Annotated in this window: 19 protein-coding genes, 1 tRNA gene and 1 pseudogene; 13 read left to right on the top strand and 8 right to left on the bottom strand. The window is 43.0% G+C overall.

The window, feature by feature from the left end:
* Nucleotides 1-31: 31 nt before the first annotated feature.
* The 3 genes and pseudogenes from DQN48_RS06315 to rpsU all read right to left on the bottom strand — a co-directional run.
* Nucleotides 32-3,554, bottom strand: a pseudogene (locus DQN48_RS06315) (DUF7149 domain-containing protein); the annotation flags it as partial.
* 337 nt (nt 3,555-3,891) lie between these two features.
* Complete coding sequence (fabG, locus tag DQN48_RS06310) at nt 3,892-4,635, bottom strand: 3-oxoacyl-ACP reductase FabG (protein WP_013023522.1); 744 nt, start codon at nt 4,633-4,635, stop codon at nt 3,892-3,894.
* Between the two features lie 81 nt (nt 4,636-4,716).
* Nucleotides 4,717-4,929 (bottom strand): 30S ribosomal protein S21, encoded by a 213-nt coding sequence (gene rpsU / locus DQN48_RS06305; protein WP_013023521.1) that lies wholly within the window; start codon nt 4,927-4,929, stop codon nt 4,717-4,719.
* Nucleotides 4,930-5,052: 123 nt separating this feature from the next.
* On the opposite strand from rpsU, the gene DQN48_RS06300 reads away from it, so the two are divergent.
* The 4 genes from DQN48_RS06300 (at nt 5,053) to DQN48_RS06285 (ending at nt 7,328) form a co-directional block, all read left to right on the top strand.
* Nucleotides 5,053-5,129, top strand: a tRNA-Arg gene (locus tag DQN48_RS06300).
* Between the two features lie 29 nt (nt 5,130-5,158).
* Nucleotides 5,159-5,770: a phosphatase PAP2 family protein gene (locus tag DQN48_RS06295; RefSeq protein ID WP_013023520.1), complete on the top strand. Its 612-nt coding sequence runs from the start codon at nt 5,159-5,161 to the stop codon at nt 5,768-5,770.
* Between the two features lie 151 nt (nt 5,771-5,921).
* Entirely contained in the window at nt 5,922-6,335 is a 414-nt protein-coding gene (locus tag DQN48_RS06290; protein ID WP_013023519.1) for a hypothetical protein, read from the top strand.
* Between the two features lie 48 nt (nt 6,336-6,383).
* Nucleotides 6,384-7,328, top strand: a complete 945-nt coding sequence (locus DQN48_RS06285; protein ID WP_013023518.1) for an alpha/beta fold hydrolase — start codon at nt 6,384-6,386, stop codon at nt 7,326-7,328.
* Here DQN48_RS06285 and DQN48_RS06280 read toward each other — a convergent pair.
* Complete coding sequence (locus tag DQN48_RS06280) at nt 7,306-7,794, bottom strand: hypothetical protein (protein WP_148213332.1); 489 nt, start codon at nt 7,792-7,794, stop codon at nt 7,306-7,308. The genes DQN48_RS06285 and DQN48_RS06280 overlap by 23 nt on opposite strands.
* 493 nt (nt 7,795-8,287) lie before the next feature.
* Here DQN48_RS06280 and nikR point away from each other — a divergent pair, with 493 nt between their 5' ends.
* From nikR to dxs, 9 genes are read left to right on the top strand one after another with little or no spacing between them, the layout of a single operon-like run.
* On the top strand, nt 8,288-8,734 hold the full coding sequence (nikR, locus tag DQN48_RS06270) for a nickel-responsive transcriptional regulator NikR (protein ID WP_013023516.1): 447 nt from the start codon (nt 8,288-8,290) through the stop codon (nt 8,732-8,734).
* Nucleotides 8,734-9,288 carry a nicotinate (nicotinamide) nucleotide adenylyltransferase gene (nadD, locus tag DQN48_RS06265; RefSeq protein ID WP_013023515.1) on the top strand — a complete coding sequence of 185 codons (555 nt, stop codon included), beginning with the start codon at nt 8,734-8,736 and terminating at the stop codon, nt 9,286-9,288. Before nikR ends, nadD begins: the two co-directional genes overlap by 1 nt.
* Nucleotides 9,285-9,614 carry a ribosome silencing factor gene (gene rsfS, locus DQN48_RS06260; protein ID WP_013023514.1) on the top strand — a complete coding sequence of 110 codons (330 nt, stop codon included), beginning with the start codon at nt 9,285-9,287 and terminating at the stop codon, nt 9,612-9,614. Before nadD ends, rsfS begins: the two co-directional genes overlap by 4 nt.
* Nucleotides 9,611-10,402: a histidinol-phosphatase gene (locus DQN48_RS06255; protein WP_013023513.1), complete on the top strand. Its 792-nt coding sequence runs from the start codon at nt 9,611-9,613 to the stop codon at nt 10,400-10,402. The genes rsfS and DQN48_RS06255 overlap by 4 nt, the downstream gene beginning before the upstream one ends.
* Nucleotides 10,403-10,411: 9 nt before the next feature.
* A complete protein-coding gene (hisC, locus tag DQN48_RS06250) occupies nt 10,412-11,509 on the top strand; it encodes a histidinol-phosphate transaminase (protein WP_013023512.1) in 1,098 nt (365 codons plus the stop codon).
* Nucleotides 11,510-11,539: 30 nt separating this feature from the next.
* Nucleotides 11,540-13,240 carry a flagellar basal-body MS-ring/collar protein FliF gene (gene fliF, locus DQN48_RS06245; protein ID WP_013023511.1) on the top strand — a complete coding sequence of 567 codons (1,701 nt, stop codon included), beginning with the start codon at nt 11,540-11,542 and terminating at the stop codon, nt 13,238-13,240.
* An 18-nt stretch (nt 13,241-13,258) separates the two neighbouring features.
* Complete coding sequence (gene fliG, locus DQN48_RS06240) at nt 13,259-14,290, top strand: flagellar motor switch protein FliG (protein WP_013023510.1); 1,032 nt, start codon at nt 13,259-13,261, stop codon at nt 14,288-14,290.
* A complete protein-coding gene (gene fliH / locus DQN48_RS06235; protein ID WP_013023509.1) occupies nt 14,274-15,056 on the top strand; it encodes a flagellar assembly protein FliH in 783 nt (260 codons plus the stop codon). Before fliG ends, fliH begins: the two co-directional genes overlap by 17 nt.
* Nucleotides 15,053-16,939, top strand: coding sequence for a 1-deoxy-D-xylulose-5-phosphate synthase (dxs, locus tag DQN48_RS06230; protein WP_013023508.1), 1,887 nt, complete (start codon nt 15,053-15,055; stop codon nt 16,937-16,939). Before fliH ends, dxs begins: the two co-directional genes overlap by 4 nt.
* A gap of 18 nt (nt 16,940-16,957) precedes the next feature.
* Here dxs and purH read toward each other — a convergent pair whose 3' ends face one another.
* The 4 genes from purH to ilvA all read right to left on the bottom strand — a co-directional run bounded on the left by purH (nt 16,958) and on the right by ilvA (nt 21,549).
* On the bottom strand, nt 16,958-18,490 hold the full coding sequence (gene purH / locus DQN48_RS06225) for a bifunctional phosphoribosylaminoimidazolecarboxamide formyltransferase/IMP cyclohydrolase (protein WP_013023507.1): 1,533 nt from the start codon (nt 18,488-18,490) through the stop codon (nt 16,958-16,960).
* Between the two features lie 3 nt (nt 18,491-18,493).
* Nucleotides 18,494-19,393 carry a tRNA (adenosine(37)-N6)-dimethylallyltransferase MiaA gene (gene miaA / locus DQN48_RS06220; protein ID WP_013023506.1) on the bottom strand — a complete coding sequence of 300 codons (900 nt, stop codon included), beginning with the start codon at nt 19,391-19,393 and terminating at the stop codon, nt 18,494-18,496.
* The gene (locus DQN48_RS06215; RefSeq protein ID WP_041913381.1) at nt 19,393-20,226 is read right to left on the bottom strand and encodes a flagellar hook-basal body protein; all 834 of its coding nucleotides are present in this window, start codon (nt 20,224-20,226) and stop codon (nt 19,393-19,395) included. Before DQN48_RS06215 ends, miaA begins: the two co-directional genes overlap by 1 nt.
* A 66-nt stretch (nt 20,227-20,292) precedes the next feature.
* The gene (gene ilvA / locus DQN48_RS06210) at nt 20,293-21,549 is read right to left on the bottom strand and encodes a threonine ammonia-lyase IlvA (RefSeq protein WP_013023504.1); all 1,257 of its coding nucleotides are present in this window, start codon (nt 21,547-21,549) and stop codon (nt 20,293-20,295) included.

Raw genomic sequence — 21,549 nt, 5'->3', positions numbered from 1 at the left:
TTGTCTAAATAAAATTGTGGCTCACGCACGATTTCGCTATAGACAATTTTAGGTTTGGCAAATTCGGGTAAATACGCACAATTTCTAAGATTATAGGGAGTTATTCCCTTATCAAGACGCTTTGCAATTTTATCCCAATGCAAATCAAGATGGGCTTTGAGTGCTGGATATTGATTAATATCTATTGGTGGAATTTTAATTTTTTGAGATTCTTTGGCGGAAGCATTTGCAATTCTAGTATCTTGAGTGGATTTTGTGGGTTGCGTAGGATTTGAGGAATGAGACGCACTTGTCTGTGCTTCGCAGTGAGACAAATGCAAGCTCCCGCAAAAGCCGCCAAGAGACGAATTGTCTATATAACCATTGTGGGTATTAATGAGCCACAACCCCGCCCATTCATAGCCATATCGCTTAATATCTCTCCCGCGCAAAATCGGTTTGATTAATTCCCTTGTGCGCTCTCTTTCACTCAAGCCATTGATATGGCTCTTCTCACTATCATCACAAGCCCCTAAAATCTCCCCTCTTTTTTCTGTAGTGATGATAAAGGCTTCATTATAGCCTGTTTTGATTCCATAATTGATAGAAATATCCCAATCCTTTAGCGGTGTGCCGATGCTCTCCATCTTTGCTTTGATGGCCAGACTTTTGGGATCTTGGAAGCTAAAGCTCTCACTACTTAGGGAATTTATACAGAGGGATTGGAAGTTTTTAGGATGAAGTTTGTCTAGAGAGTCACAGGCTAGAAAGCTTAGCATATGATTTTTTTCTGATTTAGCATTGATGAGTGTGGTGATGGAAGTATCTACGCTAGCACTTTCAAAGATTTTTTCTCCATTGAAGTCAATATAAGTTTTTAGGGTCATTTGCTCAAGGATCCATTTTCTTAAGAGTTCTCCATAGCCAGCTCTTGCCCATTTATTGCTGGTGATAAAAGAGAGGATTGCGTTTTCATTTTTTCTCAGCAAGCTTGCCCCTCTTTCAAAAAAATAGGTATAGATGTCACTGGTGCCCTTATAGATCTTATAATTTTTGGAAAGATGAGGTTTGAGATCTTTTATGAGTTCTTGGCGGATATACGGCGGGTTGCCAATCACAGCATCAAAGCCTAGGAAATTCCCCTCCTCATCTAGCACTTCAGGGAATGCAAAGCGCCACTCAAAGGCATGGGAAGTTTTAAGATTCTCTAGTACTTCATAGCATTCTTTGATTCTAGCTAGTAGTTTCTCTGCCCTTGAATCTATGGGGGCTGGCTCTAGGCTTGTGAGTGTAGGGGTAAATCTAAAATTTTTGCTTCTTATAAGCCTTAGCATCTCCATGCCAAAGTCACTGCTTATATCAAAGCTAGAGTCGCCATAATCCTCCACAAAGCTCTCTAGCATTTTTAAAAGCTCAAGTTTTTCAGGCTTTTGCTCGATGAGATAGGAGATGAGGAGGGATTGGATATTTGTGATATCTTGCAGGATTTTATTCTTTTCTCCTAGGCCTTCTTTATAAAGCATTACAGAATCTTTGTAGCTTTGGATTTGGGTTTTGAGATTTTTGGAAAAGCTTAGAGTCTGGCCTATGGAAAGTTTGGAATCTAGAGGGAAATAAGAGATGAGAGAATTCCCGCATTTGATATTGATGTCAATATTGGGCAGGGTTTCTAGTGTGCCTGTGTTTTTTCCCTCTGCATCAAAGAGATAGTGGCTATATTTGAGCAGTTCTATCCAGAGCCTTAGCTTTGTGATCTCACAGGAGTTGGGATTGATATCCACACCAAAGAGGCAGTTTTCAATGATTTGTTTTTTGAGAGTAAAGAGTTCGACTTGGATTTGATGAGATTTTTGGATAGGAGAGCTGGGTTTGGTGTATTGATGGAGCTCATTGTTAGTTTTGATAAGGATTTCATCATTTTCTAGCTCTAGGGTGGATTCATAGAGCGCGGGAATGAGTTTGAGTGTGTAGGCGATTTGTATCATCTCATTGAGTGCTGAGACTAGGAAATGCCCACTTCCCACAGCAGGATCACAGATCTTTAGAGAGAGAAAAGTTTGAAAAAACTCTTCTTTATGCTCACGAAATCCTTTGATTCCCATCTCCTCTCTAAGCTCCTTTAAGTTTTTGCATTTCCAAGAATAAGTAGAGTTGAGTTTATCAAGGAGTGCTTGTGTGATGACTTCTTTGCACATATAGCTAGTGATAAAGCTTGGGGTATAGAAGGATCCTTCTTTGTAGCCATTGAGCTTTTCAAAGACTAGGCCTAGGACGGCTGAGTTGATAAGCCTGTCATGGTTTTGTTTGACTCCCTCTGTGATGTCTTTGGCTGTGGTGGTGAAGTCATAGGCATGCAAAAACTCAAAGAGATAGGCAAGCCAGGGGAGGGAGTGCGTGTCTTTTAATCTTTTGTCTTTTTTGAGGATGGATTGGGGGAATAAAACCAGCTCACTGGGATAGAGCCCTCCGATCATCTTGCCCTCTCTCTCCAAAGAAATGCGATCAAAGAGGCTGGAATTGAGATAGGGGATGGCGGCAAATTCAGGGATGAGCGAGGGGGAGCGGGCATCAGGCTCTTTAGCCAGCACTTCAAAAAAGAGATTTTGCAGGGTGCCAAAGTCTTTGATAATGGAGGCATCCAAAAATGGCTTATGAATATGCTTAAATCCTAAAAGCATGGATTCTAAAAGCCTAAGAAATAAAATGCGATTATTCCAAGTGGTGAGAAGTGTGAAGATCTCTTCCTCGTTGAGCTCATAGGCCTTGGTGATGGCATTTGAGAGGGTGTTTTCTACTTTGCTAGGCTTGATGAGGATCTTGCCACCCTCGCTAATCTCTTCTAGCCCCAAGAGATAGAGCAGCTCTTCATAAAAGCCTTGATTGAGTGTATTGGCGTCCAGCGTCTTTCTTGCTTTGAGAAGCACCTCCGGGCTTAGAAGCTGGTAGATGAGGGAGAGCCCCTCTGTGGTGAAATCATCTTTTAGTGCGAAATAGGTAAAGGCAAGCTCGCCTTTAAAGTCTTCTTTCAGGGTTTTTTCTAGGTCTGCGTAGAATTTCTGCGTCGAGGAGTCTGTGCCATTTTTGTGCTCGCAGTTCTCATAGAGCTTTTTGATTTTTGCATCTTTGAGGAAGACATGAAATCTCCTGGCATCAAAGACATAGAATTCACAAGGGTTGCAGAGGATGATGTGCCTGATGGAGTTGTTGTTATGTTTTTCTCTTTCTCTTAAAAAATAGAGAATCCCCTCACAAAGGGCTTTGCTTAGGGGGTTTTCTTTATCTTTGGGAAATTCTGCTTTATTTTTGAGCGCCTTGACTTCAATTAAGACCTGGGCTTCATTATCGACATAGATTGCGCTATCAATATTCCCCTTGGTATTGCAGTCATATCCATAGACTTTGTTTAGGAATTTATTGATTTCATTTTTTTGGTATTCTTCATCCTCTCTAGTTTGTGCCTTTTCTAGGAAGGTTTTTAGTTCTTTTTCAAAATCCTCTATGGTTTGCTTTTGGGGTGCTTTTGGATTGTGAGGAGCGAGGAAATCCTCTAGTGGTATGTGAGAAAAAGTGATCATAAAATGCCCTTGAATCTAGGAAAAATAGATTCCATTATACCACCAATGGGGTATTGAAAGAGAGTGAGTTTGTGTATAAGAGAAGCTCTTGTTCGTGTCTTGTATATTTACAAAGCTAAGCAAGGGAAAATGCAAGAGTGCTGGCAATAGGGTCGGAAGAATTTTTTATTTCTTAAGGAATTCCTTATTTGCATTTTTGTCTTTCTTGCAGATTTGTTTTTTGTGGGTTCTGGGAGGTGGTATCTTGCTGCTTAGTGTTCTGTTATTTTTTATTGAATGCTGTGAAATTCAAACAAGAGGTGATGGATCTTTTGTCACTCCATCCCCTATGATGAAATTACATATAAAGTCCACCATTTACCTTTAATACTTCCCCGGTGATATAGCTAGCGTTATCACTCAGCAAAAATGCCACAGCATTGGCGATCTCCCTTCCGCTTGCCATGCGCCCAAGTGGAATGCTTTTTTTGTAGGTGTCTTTGATTTCTTCGCTGAGTCCATCTGTCATGTCTGTCTGCACAAACCCTGGAGTGACGCAATTAAAGCGCACATTTCTTGGCGCTCCTTCATAAGCAAAAGACTTGCTCATGGCAATCATCCCGCCCTTGCTCGCCGCATAGTTTGTTTGTCCCGCGTTACCTCTTTCTCCGATGATTGAAGCAATATTAACTACACTTCCCATTCTCTGCTTGCTCATGATTTTCAAAGCTTCTCTGCATCCCAAAAAGCAAGATTTTAGATTGGCATCAATTACTCCCATAAATTCCTCTGTTTTCATCCTTAGGGCTAATTTGTCGTTGGTAATCCCAGCATTGTTGACAAGATAGGCCAATTCACCATCACTCTCAAGAATAATTTTTATGGCCTCTGTGAATGTTGTCTCATCCGTGGCATCAAATGGAATTAGCGCTGCTCTGCCGCCATCTGCCTCAATCTCTCTTTTGAGATTTTCTGCAAGCTCTGGTTTGCTCCGATAATTGATCCATACTTTGATTCCATATCCTGCAAGTACTCTAGCAATATCCGCTCCAATTGACTTGCTTGCCCCAGTAATTAGGACATTTTTTCCACTAAATTGCATCGACAAAACCTCCAAAAATAACTAGAAATAATTTATAGTGTGGCACGGGGCCTTAGCCCCAATTAAAATAAATATGATAGGTTACAACCTAGATTCGTATCTGCGAAGTATATAGAGTCTTTTGAGCATTTTTTTCTTCGCATTGATTTTTTGTTTTTTGCGTCTTTCGGTTGCGGATTCAAAAAATCTTCTTGCGCGACATTCTGTGGCTACAAGATTGCGATCGGTTTGCTTTTTGAACTTGCGATATGCTTCATCAAATGATTCATTCTCGCGAACTTTGATCCCAGGCATAAAATCACCCACTTTCTAAAAATTTAGCAAGAAAATCTTGCCTTGGAATTCTATGATATTTTTTCAAATTTTCAAATAAATTTAAAGTTTTTTTGGCTACAATTGCGCTCTACAACATGAGATGTGTCCATAGCTCAGCTGAATAGAGCAACAGGTTGCGGTCCTGTAGGTCGGGGGTTTGAATCCCTCTGGGCATACCACTTTCCTGAGATTCTTGAGGTTTCCCATTATGAAAATCACAAAGAAACATTTTTGCATCCTCTGCCTTGTGTTTTGTTTATTGGTGCCAAATACCATCCGCGCTAAAGAAGAATCAGCATTTCAGATTTATGGAGATATTTTTCAGTTTTTGCCTGTTCTTGCAGCGTCCTATTCTCTTGCAATCAGGGATTACAAAGGTTTGGGCTATCTTGCAATCGGCGTGGGAAGCACCTTGGTGGTGACTTATGCAAGCAAACTTGCATTTGCAGCCATCGCTAAAACGCATCCTGACTGGGCTGCGATTAGCAAGAGACCAGATGGCACAGGTTATAATGGGTTCCCCTCAGGTCATACTGCCTCAGCATTTTCTGCAGCAGGCTTCATGCAGAGACGCTATGGCTGGAAGCTGGGTGTGCCAGTGACAATACTTGCAGGACTTGTTGGGATTTCGCGCATATATGCTAGGCGTCACACCATCACCCAGGTGATTGCTGGGGCCTTGTTGGGATATGGGCTTTCTTATCTCTTTGCCAGACGCTACAATCCCAATACAGTCGTGAGTGTGGATGTGGATAGCAGAACGCTTGAGAATGGCGCGGTTGATAATTATATGGCCCTATCTATCTATCATCGATTTTGATGCCTATTTGATTTTTGGTTTTTTGTGCAGGGATTTTTGCAAACTGCGAGATTTGAGCTGCACTTTTTACTAAATTTTCTAGCAAAATGTTGTCATTTCCAAAAAAACAAGAATTTCTTGTAGAATTCCAAAGTCAGTCGTAAGGATGGGAATGAGAGGTTTTTTTACAAGCATCGTGCTCATTGTCATGGTGTTATTTTTGGAGGCTTGCCGCCCTAAGGGACCAAAAACTCCAAAAAATGCCCTCGCAGTGCAGGTCAAAGATTTTTCACAGAGGAATTTTCTCTTAAAGCGCGCCAATCAAAAGCCTATGATCTTGAATGCCAAATGTTTCAAGGGCATCTGTAATTTTAGTGTTTTTGATAGCTTGGGGAGGGCGATTCTTGTGCGTAGATATGAGAGTGGGGCATTCCAAGACCTCCCCGCCACTCCTTATAATAACTCCCTGGATTCTGTCTTTTTGTATATTATCCAAAATCCAAACACCACCCAAAGAGTCTTTCACCTCCAGTCTCAGGCCATTTTTTTGGAATCCTATGATCCAGGGCAGCTGGAGAATCCCTAGCCAGGCTAGGGATCAAAAAACCCAAAAAATCCCAAACATAAGCGAGAGATGATGCGAAAACTACAAAGTGATTTTGGAAATGTTATTTTTGATGTGTATGAGCCAGAGCATTTCAATGGCTATGTTGTGCAGATCGCACATGGTATGATCGAGCATAGGAAACGCTATGTATGGCTATGCCAAAGCCTTACACGCGAGGGCTTTCGTGTCTATATCAATGATCATCGCGGGCATGGAGAGAGTATCGGCGGGCCTGTGTATCTAGGAGAGATGGGAGGGGATGGCTTTGAAAAAGCTATGCAAGACATGAAAAATCTAAATGACCTCATCCATGAAGAGAATCCCAATGCCAAAGTCATCATGATTGGCCATAGCATGGGATCCTTGCTAGCGCGTCGCTATATACAAATCTATGCGCCAAGCATCGCGATGTTGGTGCTCACAGGCAGCCCCTCTCCAGTTTTCCTTGCCTCTTTTGGCGCTAGGCTTTGTTTTTCTCTGCAAAAGATTCATCTTAAAAGGGATCTCTCCGCCCTTGCACAACAGCTCATCTTTAGATTTTCTCTAGGAAAATTTAATAGACATTTCAGGAAAACCAAGCCCTATAGTAAGTCTCATTGGATCTGCAGTGATATTTCTGTGGTGGAGGCCTATGATGAAGATAGGAAGGCGCATTTTCTCTTTACGCTCAATAGCTTTGGCAATCTCTTCCAGGGGTTAGATAGAGTCTTTTCTGATTATCCTAAGCCTCTGCCCTGTCCCAGACTCCCTATCTTGATGATGAGTGGGTTGGAGGATGCTTGTGGTGCCTTTGGCAGGGGGGTAAAAAAGGCCTATAACCATCTGCGTGATCAGGGGTTTGTGGATGTGGATCTCAAGCTCTATGCCCATTGTCGTCATGAGGTATTTAACGAAGTGGGAAAAGAAAAATATTTTGCAGATTTTTTGGAGTGGTTCCACGCCCACAAGCCTAAAGACTCGCAAGCGCTGTAGTTATGGTAGTAAGTAGTCCCAGTAAGAAAAATAATAAACTGGCCTTGCGATTTTGAGAACACCAAGAAGTCATGACAAAGGCACTGAAATAAAAGAGCAAGAGCATGGCGCTAAAAACGATGCTAAAGATGACAAAGGGTTTTGCGACCTTGGCTTTGTGAAGCATGATGCTATTACCAATAAAGCTGCGCTTATTGGTGGTTATATTGATGCTTTTTTCCTTCTTTTCAATGGTGATGAAATATCCCGCACTTCCCATCACAAAACCCTTGCCTCGAGAGTCTTTTTTGAGCGCAGTGTCTGAGGGAATGGCTAGGTGATTTTCTTTGAGAAAATCTAGAGTAAAGCTTCTTAGATCTTGTATGGGATCCTTGGCAAAGATACTAAATTTCTGCTGCCCTAGATTGTGGTCTTGGCGGATTCCAGAGATGTACAAAATGCCAGTGATGGTATAAAGCAGCGCCATGGGAAGAAAAAATATGCTTGCATAAATATGGAATTTTCTAAAAAAGTGCCTGATTTTTTTCATTGTTTTTATTTCATCGTTTTTCTTAAATTCTAGCACATTTCTGGGAAAGTTTCTCATAATTTGTGCTAAGACTTTGGAATATTTCCATGACCCTCCAAAGCTGGTAATCATTTTGGATAGTGCTTTTTTTGTTAGTGTGTTTTTGGCATTGGCGGCGAGTATTTTTTGGGTCTATTTGATGCTTTTTGTATTGGCCTCTGTGAATTTGCCAATAATTGGAGATTGCTGGACTCAAACAACCCCGCCTAGTGTGCAGGTAGTCTATTCCTGACTCATGTTTGCATCAGGGCGGTGACTGGCGCGTGAATTTTGCATATGCAAAGCAGTGGTGAAATTTTCATAGAAATGGGTTTCATTTTTCATATTTTTGTGTAATTTTGACTGTTTTTTTCCTTGAATTTTGCTAGAATTCAAAGAAAAAGGATTCTCAATGCGGACTATGGAAAAGGAAAAAAACTCCCTTATGCGTTTTTCTGTGTCACTGCAGAAAAACCTCTTGGACAATTTGGATGCTCGCCTCACCAATCAAGGTTATGCCTCTCGATCAGAGGTGATACGCGATTTGATTCGAGAGAAGATTGTCCAGGAAAGTTGGGAAAAAGATGACAATAGCGAGGATAAGGTGGCGGTGTTTGTGATTGTGTATGATCACCACCAAAGGGAGCTCAATCAGCGCATGATTGACATCCAGCATAGCGCAGATACTGAGATTCTATGTACCACGCATGTCCACTTAGATCATCACAATTGCTTGGAGACCATCATCTTCCGAGGCAAGAGTGCAGACATTCATCAGATTGCTTTGGAGATTGCTGGACTCAAGGGAGTGAAATTCTCCAAACTCACGCAAACTGGTCATTTCCCCAAAGATCTTTGATGCATTTAGTCCTGTATGGGGGGAGCTTTGATCCTCCGCATATTGCTCATATTGAGATTATCAAAGAGGTGTCCAAATCCATCCCCATGGATTTGCTCGTCGTGATGGTGGCCTATCACAATCCATTGAAATTCCCCTGTATCTTCAGCGAGAAGCTTCGACTCAAATGGATGAGGAAGATTTGTGGAGAATGGGATAAGGTATTGGTGAGTGATTATGAAATTACTCACAAGATTACCTATACCATACAGACTATAGAGTATTTAGAAGATCGCTATAAGCCCAGCCAAATCGATGTGATCTTGGGTGAGGATAATTTTGCTACATTGCATCAATGGCATAGAGTTGATGAGCTCAAAAAAAAGGTACGATTTATTATGGTGCGGCGCGAGGGGTTTGAATTCCCCTCCAAAGTGGGGCAGGAGATCTGCCTTAAAAATATCACTGTTCCCATTTCTTCCACGCAGATTCGCGCGAGCAAGGGATTGGAGAGAGCGTGGATTCCATCTTTGATCTTGCAAGAAGTATTGGAAAATTTTAAGGAGCAAATTTGAGACAAGAGAGACTGGATTTTATCATAGAGATCCTTGGAAGCAAGAAGGCAGAAGACATTGAATGCATTGATGTGCGAGAAAAGGACTATATCGTAGATTATGTCATTATTGCTACATCCATGGCAGGGAGGCATACCTATGCCTTGCTAGACCTGCTTAAAACCGAGCTCAAGCCAAGAGGGGAGCATTTTTACTCTGTGGATGAGGAGAGCGAAGATTGGATTGTGGTGGATTTAGGGGATATCATGATCCACCTTTTCACCCAAAATCATCGCAAAAAATTTAATCTCGAAGAGTTTTTGAAGCAAGAGCTAGCACAAAGATGATGCGAGTTGATCTTCACAATCACACCCCTCGCTGCAAACATGCCAGCGGCACCCCAGAAGAATATGTACAAAAAGCCATTGCTAAAAAGATTGATGTGTTTGGCTTTTCCTGTCACAACCCTATGGATTTTGATAGGGATTATCGCATGGGGATTTGTGAATTTCAAGATTACTGCGCAGAGATCTTGGCGCTCAAAGAAAAATATCAAGGTAAAATTGAGGTTTTGCTGGGCTTGGAGGTGGATTTTTTCCCAGCGCGAAAAGAGCTTGTGCCAAAAGAGATTTTTTCTGCTAGGCTGGATTATCTGATTGGCTCGGTGCATTTTTTGGGTGATTGGGGTTTTGATAATCCAGAATTTATGGGCGAGTACAAAAAGCGCGACATGCTGCAGTGTTGGCAGGAGTATTTGGATGCCATTGCGCAAATGGCTCAAAGCGGATTGTTCCAGGTGGTGGGGCATTTGGATTTGCTAAAGGTTTTCCATCACCAGCCTCCCCCTGAAGTTTGGGATAAGATTGCCTCTACCTTGCATGCCATCGCTGCCAATGGGCTTGCCTTAGAGATCAATGCCTCGGGCCTTCGCAAACCTATCGCAGAGCAATACCCAAGCCTTGAGATTTTGCGCTTAGCCCATGAGCTAGGCGTGGAGATCACCTTTGGTTCGGATGCTCATCAAATAGAGCATATTGGCTATGGCTATGAGATCTGCTTAGATCTTGCGTATCAAGCAGGTTACAAGCAGGGTGTGTTTTTTGTGCAAAAGCAAAAACAAATCTATGAATTTTAGGAGCTTCTCATGCATTTCAATCCTTGTCTCAATGCCATAAAAACCTATCAGGCTGGGCGCCCCATCGAGGAAGTGGTAGAAAAATATGGAATTAAACCCCAAGAGGTCATCAAGCTAGCCAGCAATGAAAATCCCTATGGCTGCTCAAAACTCGTATTAGAGGCATTGCAAAAAAAACTCTCTTTCATTAATCTTTATCCTGATGATTCTATGAGTGCGCTCAAAGCCTTGCTCTCACAAAAATTTCACATCAGTCCAGAGAATCTCATCATCGGAGCGGGGAGTGATCAGATCCTTGAGTTTTGCGTGCGCGCCAAATGCAATGAGAAAAGCAAGGTTTTGATGGCAGGGATTACCTTTGCGATGTATGAGATCTATGCCAAGCAAGTTGGTGCCCAGGTGCTAAAAACTACTAGCCATGAGCATGATTTGGAGGAATTTCTAGACCTCTATGCTGCGCATAAACCAGAGATTATTTTTTTGTGCACCCCCAATAATCCTCTAGGAGAGTGTCTAGATGCAAAGGCGGTGGAGGAGTTTTTGGAAAACATTGATAAGGAGTGTTTGGTGATTTTAGATGGAGCCTATCAGGAATATGCTAGCTACAAGGATCCAAAAAAAGCACTAGATCCCAAGCTTTTTGAGCGCTTTGGCAATGTGATTTTGCTGCGGACTTTTTCTAAGGCTTATGGATTAGGGGGGATGCGCATGGGATATGGCATCGCAGAAAAATCCTTGATTTCTCAGCTCTATAAGATGCGCCCGCCCTTTAATGTGGGGACTTTGAGCTTGGAGGCTGCCTGTGCTGCACTTGGTGATGAGGTATTTGTGAGAGAATGTATCGCAAAGAATTTCACAGAAATGCAGAAATACAAGGATTTTGCCGATGCTCATGGTATTGAATATCTGGATTCTTGGAGCAATTTCATCGTATTTTTTTGCGAGGGAAAAAGGCTAAATAGCAGCGCGCTTGCAGAGGCCTTCATGCAAAAAGGGATCATCATCAGAGATCTGGCCTCTTATGGGATGAATGCAGTGAGAATCACCATCGGCACAGAGGAGCAAAATCTCAAGGTTTTTAGTTTTTTGCAAGCATTTTTATCGTAAAATAGCACACATTTTTGTCTGAGGTAATTTTTGGATCTAAGGGCGGTTTTTTCTCAAATATTAAATTTTTTCCAGCGCTTTAGCAAGAAGCAGCGCGTTATCGTGATTGGGGGCGTGATTGCAGCCATTGCGTTTTTTGTGTTTCTGATCGTATTTGCCACCAATGGAAAAAGCCGCAGCGATGGCTATTCAGTACTTTTTGAGGGACTCACCCCAGGAGATAATGCCCTCATCATCCAGCATCTTCAACAAAACCAAATCCCTTATAAAATCCCCAATGAAGAGACGATTCTCATCCCCAGAGACAAGGTCTATGAGCAGCGCATTGAGCTTGCTTCTCAAGGGATCCCCAAAAATAGCAAGGTGGGATTTGAGATTTTTGATACCAAGGATTTTGGCATGACAGATGAGGAGCATCGTGTCAAATTCCTGCGTGCCATCGAAGGGGAGCTTTCCCGTACCATCGAATCCCTAGCTCCCATCCAAAAAGCAAATGTATTGATTGCCATGCCAAAAAGCTCGGTATTTGTCAGCCAACAAACTCCTCCCACAGCCTCGGTCATGCTTGGTATCAGACAGGGTGCAGCACTAACTAGCGCCCAGATCTTTGGAATCAAAAATCTCGTGGCTGCAGCCATTCCCAATCTCACGGTGGAAAATGTCAAATTGGTAAGCCAGAATGGTGAGCCGCTAGGAGAGGATGATGAGATCACATCTTCCAAAGAAGTGGCTGCTGCGCAATTGAAATACAAGCAAAATATCGAACGTGCCTTGGAGGCAAAGATTTTGAACATCCTCTCTCCAGTAGTGGGTGGCGAGGATAAGGTGGTGGCTAAGGTCAATGCAGATTTTGACTTTTCCCAGCGTAAGAGCCTGCAAGAGATCTATGACCCCAATAATGTTGTGCGCAGCGAGCAAAACTTGGAAGAAAAAAGAGAGGGGGCCCAAGAGAAGCAGATTGGCGGTGTACCAGGGGCGGTGAGTAACATTGGGCCTGTGCAGGGCCTAGATAGCCAAAATGGTAGAGAGAAATACGAAAAAACCCAAAATACTACAAATTATGAAGTGGGAAAAACTGTCAATGAGATTAAGGGAGAATTTGGCGTGCTCACAAGGCTCTCTGCTGCGGTCGTGGTGGATGGACGCTATAAGCGCGTGCTCAATAAAGAAGATGGGCTAGAGCATATGGAATTTGTCCCTTTGAGTGAAGCAGAAATGGAAAAAATCAACCTCCTAGTCAAACAGGCCATTGGCTATAATCAAAAGCGTGGTGATGATGTCACAGTGAGTAATTTTGAATTTAATGCTAAGAGCCAGACCTTTGTGCCAGAGGGCAAGATGGATCGATTTGCTAGCAAATTGGAAATGTATCTAAAGCCCTTTACGCCGCTGTTAAAATATCTCATTGTGGCACTCATTATTTTTATTTTTTATCGCAAGATCATCGTTCCCTTTGCAGAGCGCATGCTAGAGACACAGAACAACGAAGAGGAGAAGGTGGAGTCTTTATTTGAGGCCACTGACGACGAAGATGAGGACGTCAATAAATTTAGCGAAATGAGGAAGAGAGTGGAAGAGCAGCTTGGTATTGGCAAGAATTTCAATGAAGAGGAAGTGCGGTATGATGTTTTGCTAGAAAAGACAAAAAACATCATCGAGAAGAAGCCCGAGGAAATTGCCATGCTATTTAAAACGCTGATCAAAGATGAAATCAATCCAGATATGAAATAATCCGTCCAAGGAGAGAAGATGGCAGTGAACTTAAATCCTAAACAGAAGGCTCAATATGATGAGTTTTCTATGGCAGAAAAGATTGCGATTCTTTTGATACAGATTGGCGAAGATCTCACAGCAGAGATTTTCCGACATTTGGATGTGGAGAGCATTTCAGAAATTAGCAAGCATATCATCCAGCTCAATGGCACCGACAAGGCTATCGGAGCAGAGGTCTTGGAGGAATTTTATGTGATATTAGAGAGCAATCAATATATCAATAATGGTGGATTGGAATATGCTAAAGAGTTGCTCATTCGCACTCTTGGGACAGACGGAGCAAAGAAGGTGTTAGAAAAGCTTAGTAAGTCCATGCAGTCTGCTAAAAATTTCTCCTATCTCTCAAAAGTTCGCCCTCAGCAGCTCGCAGATTTTATTGTCAATGAGCATCCTCAAACCATTGCATTGATCCTAGCGCATATGGAACCTTTGGCAGCTGCAGAGACCCTGGGGTATTTCCAGGATGACATGAAGGCAAAAATTTCTGTGCGCATGGCAAATCTAGGAGATATCCCTCCACAAGTCATCAAGAGAGTCTCTACAGTCTTAGAGGGCAAACTCGAATCTCTTACCAGCTATAAGGTTGAGGTCGGTGGGCCGCGCGCGGTGGCAGAGATGTTCAATCGTCTGGGACAAAAGGCTGCAAAAACTACGATTTCTTATATCGAGCAACTCGAACCCCAGCTTGCTAGTGAGATTAAAGAAATGATGTTTACTTTTGAAGATATCACCAAGCTTGACAAAAATGCCATTCGCGAGATTTTGAAAGTCGTGGACAAGCGCGAACTCACCCTTGCGCTCAAGACTGCTCCAGATGAGCTGAAGCAAAGATTTTTGGACAATATGAGCACAAGGGCAAGTGAGCAATTTGTTGAGGAAATGCAGTTTTTGGGTGCTGTCAAGGTACGTGATATTGAGGCGGCGCAGAGAAAGATCGTAGAGATTGTACAAAATCTCTCAGATCAAGGATTAATCCAAATAGGAGATGAAGATGATATTGTCGAATGATTCCAGTCAGCAAGACCTAATTTATCAATCCAAAATGGAAAATCACAATATCCAGAAATACCAATTCAAAACCATTGGCAAAGAAATGCCTACAGATGACATCACTCCTTCCCCTGCTGCTCCGGCACAGCAGATGCAAAGCACGCCTGCAAATAGCTTTGAAAAAGAGCTTATTGAGCGCTTGCTCCAAAAAACCGATGAGCTTGCCTCCTCGCTTGCCAAAATGCAGTTGCAGGTAGAAAAACAGCAAAGCGATCTAGAGGAGCGTGTGGCAATTTCTCGTAATGATGGATACAAAGAGGGGTTGCGAGAAGGAGAGGAGAAGGCTAGGCAAGAGATGCTAGAATCTGTGCAAAAAGAGCGTCAATCCCTCATCAACGCTGTGGTCACGCTGGAAAAATCTCTAAAGCTTTCTGAGAATAAGGTTCAAGAGCTTGAGAAGGATTTAGCACAGATTGCTCTAGACATCGCGCGCGAGGTGATTGTCAAGGAAATTGAGGAAAATCACCAAAAAATCGCCCTCTCCCTTTGCCATAATCTCATGGAAAGTATGAAGGATATCACGCAAGTAGAGTTGCGCGTAAATACGCTGGATTATCCCTATTTGCGGGAGAATCTGGATCTCAAAAATATCCAGCTACAAGCAGATGACAACATCGCAAAAGGAGGAGTGGTAATCTCTTCTAAGGCTGGGAATATCGATGGCAATGTGATGACACGCTTTCGAGTATTAAAGCAAAATGTATTAGACAATCCAGAATCATGAATTTCCCCCCGCCTCTGCCTGCGCTCAAAGAAATGGATGTTGTACAATTGCAGGAGGTGTGCGCGCAGATCCGCACGAGAATCTTGGAGGTGGTGAGTCATAATGGTGGCCATCTAAGCTCGACCCTGGGGGCGGTGGAGTTGATTGTGGCGATGCATCATATTTTTGATTGCAGAAAAAATCCCTTCATCTATGATGTAAGCCATCAAGCATATGCACACAAACTTCTCACAGGCCGTTGGGAGAGCTTTTCTACACTGCGTCAATTTCAGGGAATCAGTGGATTTATCAATCCCCAAGAATCTTTAGATGATTATTTTATTGCAGGACATAGCTCTACTTCCATTTCTCTGGGAGTAGGGGTGGCAAAGGCTTTTGCGCTTTCTGGCCAAAAAGGCATGCCATTAGCACTCATTGGTGATGGTAGCATGAGTGCAGGGCTTGTTTATGAAGCGCTTAATGAACTAGGGGATCGCAAATATCCCATGATTATTATTTTGAATGATAATGAAATGAGTATCGCAAAGCCTATTGGCGCAATCAGTCGTTATCTCTCTAGTATTATGAGCAGCCCTTTTTATCAAGGATTCAAAGCCAAGCTTAAAAAGATTTTGGGCAAGATGCCTGAGAGTGCGACATATCTTGCCAGGCGTTTTGAAGAATCTTTCAAGCTTATTACCCCTGGAATTTTGTTTGAAGAGATGGGGATTCACTACATCGGCCCCATTGATGGGCATGATTTAGAGCTTATTATCCAGACACTCAAGATGGCAGCAGAGATGCGAGTCCCTGTGATTATTCATGCCCAGACCATCAAGGGCAAGGGATATCAGATCGCTGAGGGGCATTTTGAAAAATGGCATGGAGTGGGGCCCTTTGATGTCAAAACAGGAGAGAGTCTCAAAAAATCAAAGAAACAGACTCCCACGCAGGTGTTTGCAAATGCATTATTAGAGCTTGCCAGAAATGACGAAAAGATTGTAGGGGTAACTGCCGCGATGCCCAGTGGCACAGGCATGGAGCTATTGATGGAAAATTTTCCACAGCGCTTCTGGGATGTGGCCATCGCAGAGCAACATGCAGTGACCTCCATGGCTGCCATGGCAAAAGAGGGTTTCAAGCCTTTTGTGGCAATTTATTCGACATTTCTGCAGCGCGCCTATGATCAGATTGTTCATGATGTAAGCATCATGGGATTGCCTGTAAAATTTGCCATTGATCGCGCGGGGATTGTGGGAGAAGATGGAGAGACGCATCAAGGGCTATTGGATATTGCTTATTTGCGAACAATTCCCAACATGGTATTGTTTGCCCCTAGGGATCATGGGACTTTGTCTCATGCGGTTGCATTTGCTAGGGATTTTGATGCTTCGCCATGTGCCTTTCGTTTTCCTCGTGGAAGTTTTGCGCTAGAGGAGGGGGAATTTGCTCCTATGCCTTTTGTGCTGGGGCAGAGTGAGGTCTTGCATGAGGGAGAGGGGATTTTGCTTGTAGGTTATGGCAATGGAGTGGGGAGGGCTTGGAGGGTTGCAAGGGAATTGAGAGAATCTGGTTTGAATGCGGGGCTATTGGATCTGCGCTTTGTGAAACCTCTGGATTTGAAATTGAAGGAGATTTTCTCTCATTATCAAAAAATCTATGTTTTTAGTGATAGCTATTTGCTTGGTGGCGTGGGCAGTGCTTTGCTGGAATTCATGAACGCAAATGGGTTAAATACAGAGCTAAAGAGCTTTGAAATCAAGGATATATTTGTGCCTCATGGGAATGCTGCTAGGGTAGAGCAATGGCTGGGATTTCAAGAATTTGCCAAAGAGATCTTACAAGATCTCTCAAAAGAGGCTTTGGAGGATCTCTTTGATAGGAAAGCAAAAGGCTTTGATTAGGCTTTTGTGATACTCAAATCAGTGATAAAAATGGCGCACACCCGTGAAATACAAAGCGATATTATGAGCATCTGCACAGGCGATGACCTCATCATCCCTAATGCTTCCTCCTGGCTCTATGATGGCTACTACACCCTTGCTTGCAGCCATTTCTATACTGTCTTTGAAGGGAAAAAATGCTTCAGAGGCTAGCACGGATCCCTCTAAGCTCAAGCCCATCTCTTCTGCCTTGACAATGGCTGCACGTGAGGCATCCACACGGCTTGTCATCCCCATTCCAATTGCTACTAAGGTGCTATCTTTCACATAGGCTACACAATTAGATTTGGTGATGGCTGCGATGATATAGGCAATCTCTAGGTCTTGTATTTTGTTTTTGTCTGCACCCACCTTGCCCATTTGTTTGGCATTTTTGATTTCTGTGGCCAATACTTGATCATTTTCTTGATATACCAATCCCCCCTCAATATGCTTAAAATCATAAGCATCGCTATGTCTGTGTAAAAATTCCCCTCCATATGTAAAAATTTTCATGCGTTTTTTTGCCGCAAATACCTCTAGGGCATCTTGAGTGATATCTGCACTCACTAGCACCTCAATAAAAGTTTTAGAAATTTCTTGAGCGAGGGTGAGATCTACTTTGCCATTTATGGCCACCACACCCCCATAGGCACTCAAACTATCGCATAATAGTGCATGTTTATAACTTTCTAATAGGCTCTCTTTGATGGCAAAGCCACAGGGATTTCCATGCTTGATGATGCTTACTGCCTTACGTTCTTGAAAGCTTGTGGCAAGCTTGATTGCTGCATTGATGTCTGTCATATTATTAAAGCTTGGCTCACCTTTGAGGATTTTAAAATGTTCTTTGAAATGATTCTCAAATTCATAAAATGCTCCTTTTTGATGAGGATTTTCCCCATATCTTGTTTGGAAAAGCTTTTTTGCACTGATAAAAATCCTATTCCCAAAGCCTTGTTCCAAGCGCTTGTTCATATAATTGGCGATGGTGCTATCATATTCTGCAGTATGCTCAAAGGCCTTGATCATCATTTTTGTGCGCAACTCTAGAGTATTTTGCTTGCTTTGTAATTTTTGCAAGATCTCTGCATAGTCATTTTTGTCTGTGATTACCAATACGCTTTTGTAGTTTTTGGCAGCAGATCGCAGCATGGAGGGGCCACCAATATCGATGTTTTCTATGATTTCATCAAAATCTTGCGTTCTTTGCGTGGTGGCTTTGAAGGGATAGAGATTGACGCAAACCAAATCAATAGGGGCGATGTTTTTTTGCTTGGCAGTGGCGACATCCTCGCTTTTATCCCTTCGATAAAGGATGCCCCCATGGATTTTGGGATGCAGGGTTTTCACGCGTCCCTCAAACATTTCTTCACTTTGTGTGTATTCTGCTACATCCAAGACCTCAACCCCATGGCTTTGGAGCAGTTTTAGCGTGCCACCTGTGCTAAGGATTTGATAATTTAGGTCAATGAGCCCTTTTGCAAATTCTACAATTCCTTCCTTATCGCTGACGCTTAATAATGCATACATATTTTACCTTTGATTGGAGTTTTCATAGTGCTTTAGGATTTTATCAAAAAGCAGGGGTTTTTCTAAAAAAGTCATGGAGGAAAATTGGGTGCGGTTAAAGGTCTGTTGACGTTTGGCAAGTTGCATGGTGTGGGTGGTGATGAGGGTTTTTAATTCTTCTTTGTTAATTTCTTTGTTGAGATAGGCGATGCACTCTTTTGGGCCGATCGCCCTAAAGGGTTGTGAGCTTTTGGGGTAGAGTCTAAGCAGAGTTTCTATTTCTTCTATGCCGCCAAGATCTAGCATTTTTTGGGTGCGCAGAGTGATTTTTTCTCGCAAAAATTCTCGCTTGATGGCAATGCAAAAATGCTCTATCTTATAGGGAAAGGGCAGGGGGGGATGTGCTTGAAAATATGCGCTAGGAATCATTTTTGAAGAAAAATAAATTTCTAGGGCTTTGGTGATGCGATAAGGATCTTTGGGTTTGAGGCGCGCAGCATAGATGGGGTCGATACTTTGCAAGAAGGCATAGGGAGTGGGGATGCTAGAGACTTGCTCGCGGATCTCTTTGGTAATATTTGGCAGGATGCTTAACCCCTCACAAATGGCCTTGAGATAAAAGCTGCTGCCTCCTACAAGGATTAAAATTTTCTTTTTTGTGGTTTTGATTGCTTCTAAAAGCAGTTTTTTGAAGAGCATGGCATTGTTTTCTTGGGAGATTTCTAGAATATCAATCCCATAATGATGCACTTTTGTAAGTTCTACCTGGGAGGGTTTGGCTGAGAGAATGTTGATGTGTTTATAAATGCTTAAAGAATCCAGAGAAAAAATCTCTGCATCCAGCCGCAGTGCCAATTCTATGGCCAGGTCACTTTTGCCACAACCAGTGGGCCCAAGAATTGCCAGGAGTTTTGGGATTTGCATTATGCTCTTGTGGCAAGCTTGCTGATGGCTTCGGTATTAAGATCATCCATGTGAGTTTTGAGTACTTTGGAGTACATATCTACTAGGCGGTTGGTTTCAATGAGATTGGTCATCTCAATCACGGCATTGACATTGCTTTTTTCTAAAAAGCTCTGCCGCACAGATTCTGTAGTTGCGAGATTTTGGCGATCGCTTTTTTTGTCTTCGGGATAGGAGTAGAGATTCTTGCCCTCTTTTTTGAGTAGGCGGGGATTTACAAAACTCACGACTGCTATGGCATTGTTTTGTTCTGCTTCTCCCACTGCCTCATTGTCGCTCACGCGAAAATAGATATTTCCATTCTTGTCTGCTTCGATTTGGGATTGCACATTGATGGCTATCCCTTCTTCATTCTCCAATCCCGTGCGGCTTAGGACATGATATCCCTCTTTGGTAGAGAGCATGCCATCCTCCCCTACAACAAAGCTTCCGTCCCTGGTGTATCGCACCCCTTGAGGAGTTTGGATGGCAAAGTAGAGATTTTCTTTGCTGAGGGCAAAGTCTAGGGGATTATCTGTCTGCATCATTGCCCCAAGACTCTGATCGCTATAAGAGTCTGAGATAATGGGCACACGATCGAGTGCACGATTAATAAATTTTGCGGCTTCTTTTGTGTTGTTTTTTAGGGGTAATTCCTGTTGGTAAGTCTCATACAATCGTAAATAATCCCCAATCACAACATCATCGCGCTTAAAGGCATTGGTGTTGAGATTGGCCAGATTATTAGAAATCGCATCCAAGCGATTGAATTGTGTCACCATGCCACCTACAGCATTATAATAACCATTTTGCATTCCGCGCTCCTTGAAAGAACGCAAAAATCCAAGCAAAAAACATTCCCCCTTTGATGAGACTAGGATCTACACAAGGAGTGTGTAGAGACTTTGATGATCTTTGAGTGCGATGTAGCTGGGGTCAAAATTTTGGATGCGCTCTAAGAGCCCGATGGTGTCTTGCTTGTGTTTGGAGAGTATGCCTAGCATCACGGGGCCCGTGCCACGATGGACTTTTTTGGTGTATTCAAAGCGCGTGATGTCATCATTTGGACCCAGCACTTCATTGACAAATTCCTTGAGTGCGCCAGGGCGCTGGGGGAAATTGATGAGGAAATAATTCATTAATCCTTGATAGATTAAAGAGCGCTCCTCAATCTCTGCCATCCTTTGAATGTCATTATTCCCTCCGCTAATAATGCACACCACCACTTTGCCACAAATCTCTTTGCCCAAGGTCTCTAGCGCTGCAACACTAAGCGCGCCCGCTGGCTCTGCTATGATGGCTTGTTTGTTATAAAGCTCTAGGATGCTCTGACAAACCAATCCCTCATCAACATGGATGAGAGAATCCACATAAGCCTTTGCGTGATGAAAATTCAAAATTCCCACCTTTTGCACAGCTGCACCATCTACGAATTTGTCCACATAGGGCAATGCTGTTGGTTCATTGTGTTCAAATGCTAGTGCCATGGAGCTTGCGCCAGTTGGCTCCACACCGATGATTTTGGTGCTTGGAGTGGTGTTTTTGAAATAGCTTGCCACTCCGCTAATGAGCCCTCCCCCTCCAATGGCACAGAGGATCATGTCTGCTTGCAAGCCTAGATTTTTTAGATCCTCTTCGATCTCTATGCCTATGCTGCCTTGTCCTGCGATGATGTCAGGATCATCAAAGGGATTGATGAAGGGCATCTGATGGGTGTGGGCATAGGTAGTGGCGTGATTGGCTGAGGCATCAAAGGTGTCTCCTATCAATCGAATCTCTATATTTTTACCACCAAAAAAGGCCACTTGCTCGACCTTCTGAGCAGGAGTGGTGCTAGGCATGAAAATCACTGCTTTAATGCCCAATTCATGACAGGTGTAGGCAATCCCCTGTGCGTGATTGCCAGCGCTCGCACAGACCACTCCCCTATGAAGCTCTTTTGGGTTTTTTTGAGAAATCGCATAATAAGCCCCTCGCAATTTAAAAGATCGCACCCTTTGCAAATCCTCACGTTTTAGCAGGATTGTGGCCTGGTATTTTTCTGAGAGATGGCGATCGTATTGCAGGGGAGTGTGCGTGATGATGGGAGCTAGGACTTCATAGGCTTTTTGGATTTGTGCTTTGCTAACAAGCTCCAT

The organism is Helicobacter mustelae (genome assembly GCF_900476215.1).
In the GTDB taxonomy this organism is placed as follows: domain Bacteria; phylum Campylobacterota; class Campylobacteria; order Campylobacterales; family Helicobacteraceae; genus Helicobacter_H; species Helicobacter_H mustelae.
This window is presented reverse-complemented; position numbering and strand designations above follow the sequence as displayed.